The 12,393-nt window shown below is 76.0% G+C and carries 11 protein-coding genes and 1 tRNA gene; 6 read left to right on the forward strand and 6 right to left on the reverse strand.

The features are described from left to right. Positions 1–27: 27 nt before the first annotated feature. From ACUN9U_RS02050 to ACUN9U_RS02060, 3 genes are read right to left on the reverse strand one after another with little or no spacing between them, the layout of a single operon-like run. The gene (locus ACUN9U_RS02050; protein ID WP_445483264.1) at positions 28–453 is read right to left on the reverse strand and encodes a GntR family transcriptional regulator; all 426 of its coding nucleotides are present in this window, start codon (positions 451–453) and stop codon (positions 28–30) included. A gap of 1 nt (position 454) precedes the next feature. Then, the gene (locus ACUN9U_RS02055; protein WP_445483265.1) at positions 455–1,099 is read right to left on the reverse strand and encodes an MBL fold metallo-hydrolase; all 645 of its coding nucleotides are present in this window, start codon (positions 1,097–1,099) and stop codon (positions 455–457) included. Beyond that, positions 1,096–2,181, reverse strand: coding sequence for an S-(hydroxymethyl)mycothiol dehydrogenase (locus tag ACUN9U_RS02060; protein ID WP_445483266.1), 1,086 nt, complete (start codon positions 2,179–2,181; stop codon positions 1,096–1,098). The genes ACUN9U_RS02055 and ACUN9U_RS02060 overlap by 4 nt, the downstream gene beginning before the upstream one ends. A 132-nt stretch (positions 2,182–2,313) precedes the next feature. On the opposite strand from ACUN9U_RS02060, the gene cysS reads away from it, so the two are divergent. The 3 genes from cysS to ACUN9U_RS02075 all read left to right on the forward strand — a co-directional run bounded on the left by cysS (position 2,314) and on the right by ACUN9U_RS02075 (position 6,726). Further along, positions 2,314–3,747 (forward strand): cysteine--tRNA ligase, encoded by a 1,434-nt coding sequence (gene cysS / locus ACUN9U_RS02065; protein WP_445483267.1) that lies wholly within the window; start codon positions 2,314–2,316, stop codon positions 3,745–3,747. A gap of 90 nt (positions 3,748–3,837) precedes the next feature. Next, positions 3,838–4,866: a 23S rRNA (guanosine(2251)-2'-O)-methyltransferase RlmB gene (gene rlmB, locus ACUN9U_RS02070; RefSeq protein ID WP_445483268.1), complete on the forward strand. Its 1,029-nt coding sequence runs from the start codon at positions 3,838–3,840 to the stop codon at positions 4,864–4,866. 42 nt (positions 4,867–4,908) lie between these two features. Beyond that, positions 4,909–6,726 carry a putative bifunctional diguanylate cyclase/phosphodiesterase gene (locus tag ACUN9U_RS02075; RefSeq protein WP_445483269.1) on the forward strand — a complete coding sequence of 606 codons (1,818 nt, stop codon included), beginning with the start codon at positions 4,909–4,911 and terminating at the stop codon, positions 6,724–6,726. Between the two features lie 66 nt (positions 6,727–6,792). Here ACUN9U_RS02075 and ACUN9U_RS02080 read toward each other — a convergent pair whose 3' ends face one another. Next, positions 6,793–8,151, reverse strand: coding sequence for a DUF4032 domain-containing protein (locus tag ACUN9U_RS02080; RefSeq protein WP_445483270.1), 1,359 nt, complete (start codon positions 8,149–8,151; stop codon positions 6,793–6,795). A 115-nt stretch (positions 8,152–8,266) separates the two neighbouring features. Between ACUN9U_RS02080 and ACUN9U_RS02085 the strand changes: the two genes are divergently transcribed. Both ACUN9U_RS02085 and ACUN9U_RS02090 read left to right on the forward strand, forming a co-directional pair. Then, a complete protein-coding gene (locus tag ACUN9U_RS02085) occupies positions 8,267–9,541 on the forward strand; it encodes an aspartate kinase (RefSeq protein WP_445483492.1) in 1,275 nt (424 codons plus the stop codon). Next, positions 9,538–10,647: an aspartate-semialdehyde dehydrogenase gene (locus tag ACUN9U_RS02090; RefSeq protein ID WP_445483271.1), complete on the forward strand. Its 1,110-nt coding sequence runs from the start codon at positions 9,538–9,540 to the stop codon at positions 10,645–10,647. Before ACUN9U_RS02085 ends, ACUN9U_RS02090 begins: the two co-directional genes overlap by 4 nt. A gap of 142 nt (positions 10,648–10,789) precedes the next feature. Here the strand turns inward: ACUN9U_RS02090 and ACUN9U_RS02095 are convergent. Continuing rightward, positions 10,790–10,866: transfer RNA gene (locus ACUN9U_RS02095), tRNA-Pro, on the reverse strand. A gap of 79 nt (positions 10,867–10,945) precedes the next feature. Further along, positions 10,946–11,860 carry a metallophosphoesterase gene (locus ACUN9U_RS02100; protein WP_445483272.1) on the reverse strand — a complete coding sequence of 305 codons (915 nt, stop codon included), beginning with the start codon at positions 11,858–11,860 and terminating at the stop codon, positions 10,946–10,948. A gap of 97 nt (positions 11,861–11,957) precedes the next feature. On the opposite strand from ACUN9U_RS02100, the gene ACUN9U_RS02105 reads away from it, so the two are divergent. Then, positions 11,958–12,377, forward strand: coding sequence for a GatB/YqeY domain-containing protein (locus tag ACUN9U_RS02105; protein WP_445483493.1), 420 nt, complete (start codon positions 11,958–11,960; stop codon positions 12,375–12,377). Positions 12,378–12,393: the final 16 nt, after the last annotated feature.

Raw genomic sequence — 12,393 nt, forward strand, 5'->3', positions numbered from 1 at the left:
ATACTTTGACACAATGGGTGACGGGCGTCAACGGTCGCGGGGCCGCCGTGAGCGCCCCCGGGCCGCCGCCAGGGCGCCGCGCAGCAGGGACAGCGCGGCGTCGTCGTCCAGGCCCGCGGCGAGCGCCTCCCGCGCCAGGGACGCCGCCGCCGCGCGGGCCGCGGCGTCGCCCCGCTGCGCGGAGCGGTCGCGCACCACGGTGCCCGCGCGGCTGGCGGTGCTCACGACGTCGGAGGCCTCCAGCGCCCGGTACGCGCGGGCCACCGTCCCGGCGGCCACGCCCAGCTGCTCGGCCAGCGCCCGCACCGTGGGCAGCCGGTCGCCGGGGAGCAGGCGGCCCTCGTCGACCGCGGCGACCACCTGGTCGTGCACCTGCTGCCACGGCGCGGGCGCCCCGGCGCTGCGCTCCAGGTGCACCTCCAGGGCCGCCCGGCCACCGCCTCGGGCCTCCACGTCAGTGACCCCTGTCGATCCACTCCTGCAGGTGCGGGGCCTCGTCGCCGACCGTGGTCGTCCCGCCGTGGCCCGGCACCACGGTGGTGGCCGGGGGCAGCGCCAGCAGCCGCTCGCGGATCGAGTCGATGATCGTGGGGAAGTCGCTGAAGGAGCGCCCCGTGGCGCCGGGGCCCCCGGCGAAGAGCGTGTCCCCGGTGAGCACCGTCTCCAGCGCGGGCACGTAGAGGCACACCGAGCCGGGGGAGTGCCCCGGGGTGTGCAGCACGTGCACCTCGGTGCCGGCCACGGTGAGCACCTGGCCGTCCTCGAGCAGCTCGGTGGGCGCCGCCGCGGGGTGGGTGAGGGTCCACAGGCCGAGGTCGGCGCGGTGCAGGAGCACCGGCGCCGCGAACCGCTCGCCCGCTGCGGGGGCCAGGCGCACGTGGTCGTCGTGGGCGTGGGTGCACACCACGGCCACCACGCGGCGGTCGCCCACGACCTCAGCGATGGCGCCGAGGTCGTGCGGGGCGTCGACGACCAGGCACTCGGCGTCGTCGCCCAGCACGAGCACGTTGTTCTCGACGTCGAAGGTCTGCCCGTCCAGGCTGAACGTGCCCTCGGCGGTGGACCGGTCCAGGCGCAGCGCGCCAGCGCCGGCGCTCACAGGACCACCACCGACCGCAGCACGTCGCCGCGTCCCATGGCGGCGAAGGCCTCCTCGACGTCGCCCAGGCCGACGGTCTCGGAGACGAAGTCCTGCAGCGGGAACCTGCCCTGCAGCGCCAGCGCGGCGAGCACCGGGAAGTCGCGCTCGGGCAGGCAGTCGCCGTACCAGCTGCTCTTCAGCGCCCCGCCGCGGCCGAAGACGTCGAGCAGCGGCAGGGTCAGCTCCATCTCGGGCGTCGGGACGCCGACGAGGACGACCGTGCCGGCGAGGTCGCGGGCGTAGAAGGCCTGGCGGTAGGTCTCGGGGCGCCCCACCGCCTCGACGACGACGTCGGCGCCGTTCCCGCCGGTGAGGGCCCGCACGCCCTCGACCGGGTCGCTCTGGCGGCTGTTGATCGTGTGGGTGGCCCCGAAGCGCTCCGCGACCTCGAGCTTGCGGTCGTCGACGTCCACGGCGATGACGGTGGTGGCCCCCGCCAGCACCGCGCCGGCGATGGCGGCGTCGCCCACGCCGCCGCAGCCGATGACGGCCACGGAGTCACCGCGGGTCACCGCGCCCGTGTTCACCGCGGCGCCGAAGCCCGCCATGATCCCGCAGCCGAGCAGGCCCGCGGCGGCGGCCGGGAGGGCCGGGTCGACCCTGGTGCACTGCCCGGCGTGCACGAGGGTCTTCTCCGCGAAGGCGCCGATGCCGAGCGCCGGCGAGAGGGGCGTGCCGTCGGCCAGGGTCATCTTCTGCGCGGCGTTGTGGGTGGCGAAGCAGTACCAGGGCCGCCCGCGGCGGCAGGCGCGGCAGGAGCCGCACACAGCGCGCCAGTTGAGGACCACGTGGTCGCCGACGGCGACGTCGGTGACGGCCTCGCCGACCGCGGAGACCACGCCGGCGGCCTCGTGGCCGAGCAGGAAGGGGTAGTCGTCGGAGATGCCGCCCTCGCGGTAGTGCAGGTCGGTGTGGCACACCCCGCAGGCCTGCACGTCCACGACCGCCTCGAACGGGCCCGGGTCGGGGACGACGACGTCGACGAGCTCGACGGGAGCTCCCTTGCTGAGGGCGACGACGCCCTTGACGGTGTGCGGCATGGCCCGACGCTAGCGAGGCGCGGTCCGCGTCACCACGGGCCGCCGCCCGGCGCAGGACTGGTGCACCAGCCGAGCGCCCCGGCGGGGCGGCGCGCGGGACGCCGCGCCCGCCAGCGCCGATAGCCTGGAGGGGTGCCACTCCGCCTGTACGACACCGAGGCCGCCGCCGTGCGCGACTTCGCGCCCCTGACCCCCGGAGCGGCCTCCATCTACCTGTGCGGCGCCACCGTGCAGGCCCCGCCGCACATCGGCCACCTGCGCTCCGGCGTCGCCTTCGACGTCCTCGCGCGCTGGCTGGAGGCCGGGCACGGGCTCGACGTCACCTTCGTGCGCAACGTCACCGACGTCGACGACAAGATCCTCACCAAGGCCGCCGAGGCGGGCCGGCCGTGGTGGGCGTGGGCGTACACCCACGAGCAGGCGTTCACCGCCGCCTACGACGCCGTCGGCGTGCGCCGCCCCACCTACGAGCCACGCGCCACCGGGCACGTGCCGGAGATGGTCGAGCTCATGGAGCTCCTGGTCGAGCGCGGCCACGCGTACGCGGCCGCGGACGGCTCCGGCGACGTCTACTTCGACGTCCGCTCCTTCCCGGAGTACGGGGCGCTGACGCACGTCTCCCTCGACGACGTCGCCCCCGCCGAGGACGCCGACCCGCGCGGCAAGCGCGACCCGCGCGACTTCGCCCTGTGGAAGGGCGCCAAGCCCACCGAGCCCGCCACCGCCTCCTGGCCGACGCCCTTCGGGCGCGGGCGCCCCGGCTGGCACCTGGAGTGCTCGGCGATGGCGCGCCGCTACCTCGGCGACGCCTTCGACATCCACGCCGGCGGCCTGGACCTGCGCTTCCCCCACCACGAGAACGAGCAGGCGCAGAGCCGCGCCGCCGGGCTCGGCTTCGCCTCGTACTGGCTGCACAACGGCTGGGTGACCCAGGGCGGGGAGAAGATGAGCAAGTCGCTCGGCAACTCCCTGCAGGTCTCCACCGTGCTGGAGCGCACGACGCCGCTGGCGCTGCGCTACTACCTCGGCTCGGCGCACTACCGGTCGGCGCTGGAGCACTCCCCGACCTCCCTGGCCGAGGCCGAGGCCGCCGTCGGCCGCGTGGAGACCTTCCTGCGCCGCGTGCAGCCCGCCGTCGACCAGCACCGGTCGCGCTCCGCAGCCGCCCCCGCGCTGCGGATCCCCCCGGCCTTCGCCGCCGCCATGGACGACGACCTCAACGTCCCCGGCGCCCTGGCGGTGCTGCACGACACCGTGCGCGCCGGCAACGTGGCGCTGGACGCCGGGCGCGAGCAGTTCGCCGTCGCCGCCGCCAACGACGTCACCGCCATCGTGCGCACGCTCGGCATCGACCCGCTCGACCCGCACTGGACCGGCGCGGGCGGCGCGGCGGCCACCGCCCAGGCCTCCGCCCTCGACGTCCTCGTCCAGGCCCAGCTCGAGGCCCGTGCCCGCGCCCGGGCGGAGAAGGACTTCGCGGCCGCCGACGCCATCCGCGACCTGCTCGCCCGCGCCGGCGTGGTCGTCCAGGACTCCCCCGACGGGGCCCGCTGGTCCCTCGGCTGACCGCGCTGCCCCGGCACCCCGCGGCAGCCCCAGCACCTCCAGCAGCCCCAGCACCTCCAGCACCCGCAGCAGACCCCGACAGGAGCACCCATGGCCGGCAACTCGTCCCGGCGCGGCGCCGTGCGCAAGGCCGGCTCCAAGAAGACCCCCACCACCGGCACCGGCGGCAAGAACCGCCGCGGGCTGGAGGGCCGCGGGCCCACCCCGCCCGCCGAGGAGCGCACCGGCCACCCCGCCGCGCGCCGCGCCGCTGCCGCCGCCCGCCGCGCCGGGGAGGGCACCAGCCGTCCCACCGACGACGGCCTGCGCGCGCAGCGCCCCACCGGGCGCACCACCACCAGCCGCGCCGGCAACGAGGCCGTCGCGGGGCGCAACCCCGTGGTGGAGGCGCTGCGCACCGGCGTCCCCGCCACCGCGCTGCACGTGGCCACCCGCATCGAGACCGACGACCGCGTGCGCGAGGCGCTGCGCACGGCCGCCGACCGCGGCCTGCCCGTGCTCGAGGTCGCCCGGCCCGAGCTGGACCGCATGGCCGGGGGCGCGGTGCACCAGGGCCTGGTCCTCACCGTGCCGCCCTACCGCTACACCTCCCTGGCCGACGTGCTCGAGGCCGACACCACCGCGGGCCGGGCGCCCCTGGTCGTCGCCCTCGACGGCGTCACCGACCCCCGCAACCTCGGGGCCGTGGTCCGCACCGCCGCGGCCTTCGGCGCCTCCTGCGTCCTGGTGCCCGAGCGGCGCTCGGCGGGCATGACCGCCAGCGCGTGGAAGACCTCCGCGGGCGCGGCGGCGCGCCTGCCCGTGGCCCGCGAGACCAACCTCACCCGCGCGCTGGAGGCGGCCAAGGCCGCCGGCTGCTTCGTCATCGGGCTCGACGCCGACGCCGACGCCCCGGTCGGGTCCCCCGACGTGGCCCGCATCGCCGAGGGACCGGTGGCCGTGGTGGTCGGCTCGGAGGGCCGGGGCCTGTCCCGGCTGGTCCGCGAGACCTGCGACCTGGTCGCCTCCATCCCCATGGCCGGCGCCGTGGAGTCCCTCAACGCCGGCGTGGCGTGCAGCATCGCGCTGTACGAGGTCGCCCGCGCCCGCGAGGCCGCCGGGGCGCGCGCCCGCCTCTGACACACCCGCTCGCCGACCGGGCCGGCGGCACCGCTCAAGGCGGTGGCCACCGGCACCGATGACGGTCGGGTGCGACGAGTTCCACCCCCCGCGGCGCGCGCTGCCGCGCGCGCCGCCCTCGACGTCTTCACCACCGGCAGGCCGGGGGTGACCGCCGAGGTCATGAGCCGCACCTCCGCCGTGCTGTACCTGGTGGGCGCGCTCGTGGTGGTCGTCGGGGTCCTGGCGCGCCCCGACCTGCAGCACCGCGGCCTGCTGCTGCTGATCGCCGCCGCGGGCGCGGGCGCCGCCGGCGCCGTGCGCTCGCTGAGGCTGCGCTCGCGGGTGTGGCACTTCCACCTGTGGCAGGGCGCGGCCGCCACCATGATCACCGCGGGCGTCGCGCTCATCGGCGCCGACCACGGCTGGGCCGACGCCTGGCTGTTCGCCGTCCTGGCCGCCACGGCCGTGTTCTTCTTCCCCGCCCCCGTCGCCTGCGTGCACCTCGCCGTCGTCCTCGCCGGCCTGTCCGCGGCGCTGGGCGCCTCCGGCGAGCTGGCGGTGGGCGACCTCGTCGTCGTCGCCTGCGTGCTGGTGGCCCTCGCCGGGGTGGTGCGCAGCCTGGCCCGGGCCACCGAGACCTCCGGCATCGACCCGCTGACGCACCTGCCCGACCGCACGACCACCACGGACCACCTGCACCGGGCGCTGGCGCCGGAGTCGCACACCGGGGAGCCCGTGGTGCTGGTGCTGCTGGGCATGGACCACCTGCAGGTGACCAACCAGCGCGAGGGGCACGCCGCCGGGGACGAGGTGCTGCGCGAGACCGCCGCCGCGTGGCGCGCGCGCCTGGGACGCACCGGCGTGCTGGGCCGCTGGGGCGGCGACCAGTTCGCCCTGGTGCTGCGAGGCGATGTCGACGCCGCCTGGGAGGTGGTCGAGGGGCTGCACGCCGCCGTGCCCCCGGGCCGCACCGTCAGCGCGGGGGTCGTGCTGGCCGAGCACGGCGACGAGGTGCAGGACGTGGTGGACCGCGCGGAGGGCGCGCTGGCCGCCGCCAAGCGCAGCCGCCGCGGCTCGAGCCACCTGTGGACGCCGGGGCTGCCCACCGTCCGGGGCCTGTACGACGCGCTCGCCGACGGCTCGGTGGAGGTCCACTACCAGCCGGTGGTGAGGCTGTCCGACGGGGTCACCACGGGGGCCGAGGCCCTGGTGCGCTGGCGCCGCGGTGACGGCTTCGTGCCGCCCGGGGACTTCCTCCCGCAGGCCGAGGCCAGCGGCGCGGTCGTGCCGCTGGGCCGCCACGTGGTCGAGCGGGCCTGCCTGGACGCCGCCTCGTGGCCGGTGCCCGACGGCGGCGAGCCCCTCACGGTGGCCGTCAACGCCTCCGGGCCCGAGCTGGCCGAGCCCGACTACGCGGCCTGGGTGGTGGCCGCGCTGCACCGCGCCGGCCTGCCCGGTGAGCGCCTCGTCGTGGAGGTCGTCGAGGGCCTGCTCGACGAGCACTCCGACGTGGTGGTCGCCAACCTGCACGCGCTGCGCGCGGCCGGGGTGCGGGTGGCCGTGGACGACTTCGGGACGGGGTGGTCCAGCCTGGCCCGGCTCAGCCTGCTGCCGCTGGACCTGCTCAAGGTGGACCGCAGCTTCGTGAGCGCCGTCGAGCCCGGCCGCGAGGCCCCCGTGTGCGCGGGCGTCATCGCCCTGGCGCACGCCCTCGACCTGGCGATCGTGGCCGAGGGCGTGGAGACCGAGCACCAGGCCGCGTGGCTGGCCGAGCAGGGCTGCGAGGAGGGCCAGGGCTGGTTGTGGGCTCCGGCCCTGGCGAGCGGCGCCTTCGCCGACCGGCTGCGGTGCGGCTCGCGCGTGCAGCTCGGCGCCTGAGCCCGTCGCGCCGCGGCCCCCCGCGGCGCGCCGGGACCACCCGCGGCGCCCCGGGGGCCGTGCGGCTCAGCCGTGGCTGGACAGCCAGCCGTCGATGCGGTCGGACTCGGGGTCGTCCGGGTCGTCGGGCCCGGAGGCGCCCAGCAGCGGCGCCTCGTCGCGGTCCATGCCCACCGCCGCCATCTGACCGGTGTCCATCAGCCCGGTCTGCAGGATGACCGCCTGCTCGTCGGGGCGCTGGGAGAGCACCTCCTCGACGTAGGAGCGGGCCGCCTCCAGCAGGGGGATGTCGCGCCCGGCCTGCTCCGAGCGGTACCAGCGGTGCTCGAGCACCTCGTGGAAGACCTCCGCCGGCTCCAGCTTGCGCCGCATCCGGCGCGGCACCGCCCGCACCACCGGGTCGAAGACCTGGGCCAGCCAGTCGTGGGCGGCGATCTCCTCGTCGTCGTTCTGGCGGTCGGTGGCGGCCACGTAGGAGTCCAGGTCGTTGAGCAGGCGCCGCGCCTGGTTGTTCTCGGCGTCGATGCCGGTCAGGCGCAGCAGCCGCCGGGAGTGGTGGCCGGCGTCGACGACCTTGGGCTGGATCTGCACCACCGAGCCGCCGACGTCGGTGGAGATGGACAGCTCACCGACGTCGAAGCCCAGCTCGTTGAGCCGCTCGATGCGCGCCTGCACGCGCCAGCGCTCGCCCTGCTCGAAGGACTCCAGGCCCGTCAGCTCCTCCCACAGGGAGTGGTAGCGCTCGACGATGCTGTTGGCCACCTCCACCGGGTCCACGCCCTCGTCGAGGTACTCCGCGGCCTCGAGGTCCATGAGCTCACCGGCGATGTTGATGCGGGCGACCTCGACGTCGTTCTCCCGCTGGCCGTCGGACAGCTCGTTGTGCAGCTCCCCGGTCTCGGCGTCGACGAGGTAGGCGGCGAACTCCCCCGCGTCGCGGCGGAAGAGGGTGTTGGACAGCGACACGTCGCCCCAGTAGAAGCCGGCCAGGTGCAGGCGGACCAGCAGCACCGCGAGGGCGTCGACCAGCCGGGTGGCGGTGTCGGGGCGCAGCGACTGGCTGAACAGCGCCCGGTAGGGCAGGGAGAACTGCAGGTGCTGGGTCACCAGCGCCGGGTCGAGCGCCGCGCCGTCGGGAGCGGTGCGCCCGGTGACCACCGCGACGGGGACGACGCACGGCACGTCCAGGCGCCGCAGGACGCGCAGCAGCCCGTACTCGCGGCGCACCAGCTCCTCGGTGTTCTCCTTGACGGCGACCACCGCCTCGGCCAGGCGCACGAAGCGGACCACGTGCCGGGAGATGCCGCGGGGCAGCGCGGCGAGGTTCTCGGCGGGCCAGCGGCTCAGCGGGGCGTCCCAGGGCAGGTCCGGCAGGGCGAGCGCCGACCGCTCGGCGGTGAGGGCGGTGATCTGCAGCGGCGCCATCCCCCGATCCTCGCGCACGGGCGGCCGGTCGGGCAGCACCGCCGCCGCCGGTAGAGTCGTGTGCCGGTCCGTGCCCGCGCCCCGCGCGGTCAGAGCTGCGCAGGAGGTGCCCCCGGTGGGCCTGGTCGTCCAGAAGTACGGCGGGTCGTCCGTCGCCGACGCCGCGGGCATCAAGCGGGTGGCCGCGCGGATCGCCGAGACCCGCCGGGCCGGCCACGACGTCGTCGTGGTGGTCTCGGCCATGGGGGACACCACCGACGAGCTGCTCGACCTCGCCGAGCAGGTCAGCCCGCTGCCGCCGGCGCGCGAGCTGGACATGCTGCTCACCTCCGGTGAGCGGATCTCGATGGCGCTGCTGGCGATGGCCACGGCCAACCTCGGCATCCAGGCGCGCTCCTTCACCGGCAGCCAGGCCGGCGTCATCACGGACTCCGCCCACGGGCGGGCGCGCATCATCGACGTCACCCCGGGCCGCATCCGCGACGCCCTGGACGCCGGCGACGTCGCCGTCGTCGCGGGGTTCCAGGGCGTCTCGGTGGAGACCAAGGACATCACCACCCTGGGCCGCGGCGGCTCGGACACCACCGCGGTGGCCCTGGCCGCCGCGCTCGGCGCGGACGTCTGCGAGATCTACACCGACGTCGACGGCGTCTTCACCGCCGACCCGCGCATCGTGCCCAGCGCCCGCCGCCTGGAGGCGGTGACCTACGAGGAGATGCTCGAGCTGGCCGCCAGCGGCGCCAAGGTGCTCGTGCTCCGGTGCGTGGAGTACGCGCGCCGCTACAGCGTGCCGGTGCACGTGCGCAGCTCGTTCAGCCCCAGGCCCGGGACGCTCGTGGCCGGATCGATGGAGGACCTTCCCGTGGAGCACGCGATCATCACCGGCGTCGCGCACGACCGCAGCGAGGCGAAGATCACCGTGGTGGGGGTGCCCGACAAGCCGGGCACCGCCGCCGAGCTGTTCGAGCACGTCGCGGCCGCCGGCATCAACATCGACATGATCGTCCAGAACGTCTCGACGGCCGCGACGGGGCTGACCGACGTCTCCTTCACGCTGCCCAAGGCCGACGGGCAGGCGGCGATGACGGCGCTGTCCCAGGTGCAGGCGTCGGTGCGCTTCGGCTCCCTGCGCTTCGACGACCAGGTCGGCAAGCTCTCGCTCATCGGCGCCGGCATGCGCAGCAACCCCGGCGTCTCGGCGAGGTTCTTCAAGGCGCTCGCCGACAGCGGCATCAACATCGAGATGATCTCCACCTCGGAGATCCGCATCTCGGTGGTGACCCGCGACAGCGCCCTGGACGACGCCGTGCGCGCGGTGCACACCGCCTTCGGCCTGGACGCCAGCGACGCCGAGGGACCCGCCACCGTCTACGCCGGGACGGGGCGGTGAGCGCCGTGGGCACGCCCTCGACGGGCCAGCCGCTGGGCCGCAGGCCCGTCCTCGCCGTAGTCGGCGCCACCGGCGCCGTCGGCACGGTGATGCTGGGCATCCTGTCCACCCGCGAGGACGTCTGGGGCGAGATCCGCCTGGTCGCCTCGGCCCGCTCCGCGGGCAAGCGCCTGCGGGTGCGCGGGGAGGACGTCGAGGTGCAGGCCCTGGCGCCGGAGGTCTTCGACGGCGTCGACGTGGCGATGTTCGACGTGCCCGACGAGGTCAGCGCGCAGTGGGCGCCCGTGGCCGCCGCCCGCGGCGCCGTGGTCGTGGACAACTCCGGGGCGTTCCGCATGGACCCCGACGTGCCGCTGGTGGTCCCCGAGGTGAACCCCGCGGCGCTGCGCAGCAGGCCCCGCGGCATCATCGCCAACCCCAACTGCACGACGCTGACGATGATGGACGCCCTGGGGGCGCTGCACCGGCAGTGGGGGCTCACCGAGCTGGTCGTGGCCTCCTACCAGGCCGCCTCCGGGGCGGGCCAGCCCGGCATCGACAGGCTCCACGCGGAGCTGCAGGCGGTGGCCGGCGACCCCTCCCTGGGCACGCGCTCCGGTGACGTGCGCGCCGCGATCGCCGAGCGCCTGGGCGACGAGCCCTCGCCGTTCCCGGCCCCGCTGGCGCTCAACGTGGTGCCGTGGGCGGGCTCGCTCAAGGACGACGGCTGGTCCAGCGAGGAGCTGAAGGTCCGCGCGGAGAGCCGCAAGATCCTCGGCATCCCCGACCTCAAGGTCTCCGCGACCTGCGTGCGGGTGCCCGTGGTCACTACGCACTCCCTGGCGGTGCACGCCACCTTCCAGAAGCCCATCAAGGTGGAGGCCGCCCGCCAGGCGCTCGTGGAGGCGCCCAGCATCGTCGTCCTCGACGACCCCGCCAGCGGCGACTTCCCCACGCCCGCCGACGTGGTCGGCTCCGACCCGACGTGGGTGGGGCGCATCCGGCAGGCCCTGGACTTCCCGCACACGCTGGACCTCTTCGTCTGCGGCGACAACCTGCGCAAGGGCGCCGCGCTGAACACCGCGCAGATCGCCGAGCTGGTGGCCGCGGAGCTCGCCGGCCGCTGACGCGCGGGCCCCGGCGGGGCCGATCATGCAGAAGACCCGCACCCGGGCGTCCTGGGTGCGGGTCTTCTGCACGATCGCCCGAGGGCCGGTGGGCGGGGCTCGCACGACGAGGGCCCCCGCTCAGCGGGGGCCCTCGTCGTGGTGGTCGGGGTGACAGGATTTGAACCTGCGGCCTCTTCGTCCCGAACGAAGCGCGCTACCAAGCTGCGCCACACCCCGGAGCAGCGCGGACCACTCTAGCCGAGGTCCGGACCCTTCCTCGACGCGGTTCCGCCGTGCGGGCCCCGCGGCCCGGCGGTCAGGCCGCGACCAGCTCGAGCAGGGTCGCCTCGGGGGGGCACGCGAACCTCACCGGCGCGTACGGGCTGGTGCCGAGCCCGGCGCTGACGTGCAGCCAGCTGGACCGCCGGCCCCGCTCCCAGCGGTGCAGCCCCCTGGCCATGGAGCGCGGGAGGTCGCAGTTGGTGGTGAGCGCCCCCGCGAAGGGCACGCACAGCTGGCCGCCGTGCGTGTGGCCGGCGACGAGCAGCTGGTGGCCGTCGGTGGTCATGGCGTCGAGCACGCGGCGGTACGGGGCGTGGCTGACCCCGATCGAGAGGTCAGCGGCCGGGTCCGCGGGACCCGCCACGTCCAGGTACCTGTCGCGCTGCAGGTGGGGGTCGTCCACGCCCACGAGGTCCAGGCGGCGTCCGTCCACCTGCAGGCGGCCGCGCGCGTTGGTGAGGTCCACCCAGCCGGCCGCGTCGAAGGCGTCCGTGAGCTGCCCGGTGGGCAGCGCGGTGGGCCGCTCGTGCGCGCGGGAGGGGCGCCACAGGTAGGCGGCGGGGTTCTTGGGCCTGGGGGCGTAGTAGTCGTTGGAGCCGAGCACGTAGGCCCCAGGCAGCTCCAGCAGCGGCGCCAGCGCCGACAGCACCTCCGGCACGGCCCGCGCGGAGGTGATGTTGTCGCCGGTGTCGATGACCAGGTCGGGCTCCAGGCGCGCCAGCGAGCGGACCCAGTCCTGCTTGGCGCGCTGCCCGGCGACCATGTGGAGGTCGGAGACGTGCAGGAGCCTCAGCGGCGCCTGACCGGGCGGAAGCACCGGCACCCGGAGGCGTCGCAGCCGGAACGCGCGCACCTCGTACCCGGCGCCCCAGGCGAGGGCACCCGCACCCGCGGCGGTCACCAGGCCCGCGCCCAGCGCGGCGGTGCGGGACAGACCGAGGCGACTCACGCCTGGGCACCCTGCCAGACTCGGGCGGGTGAGCACGTCCAGCACCTCCGGCGGCACCACCCTGGCCGAGCGCCTGCGCACCGACCTCAACGCGTCCATGCGCGCCCGCGACGAGGTGCGCACCGCCACGCTGCGGATGGCGCTGACGGCCGTGAAGACCGCCTCGGTCGCCGGCACCGAGGCCCGCGAGCTCTCCGACGAGGAGGTGCTGGCCGTCATCCGCACCGAGGTCAAGAAGCGCCGGGAGGCCGCGGAGGCCTTCGCCGGGGCAGGACGCGCCGAGTCCGCCGAGCGCGAGCGGGCCGAGGAGGCCGTGCTGGCCGCCTACCTGCCCGCCCAGCTCGACGACGAGGCGCTGTCAGCTGCTGTCCGGGCCGCCGTCGCCCAGGTGGCCGCGGCCGGGAAGACGGGGCCGTCGGCGATGGGCGCCGTCATGGGGGTGCTGCGCCCTCAGGTGGGCTCCACCGTGGACGGCGGCCGGTTGGCCGCCGCCGTCAGGAGCGCCCTGGCCGGCTGATCCCGCCGGTGGGGGT

It is taken from the genome of Quadrisphaera sp. KR29, from assembly GCF_052644995.1.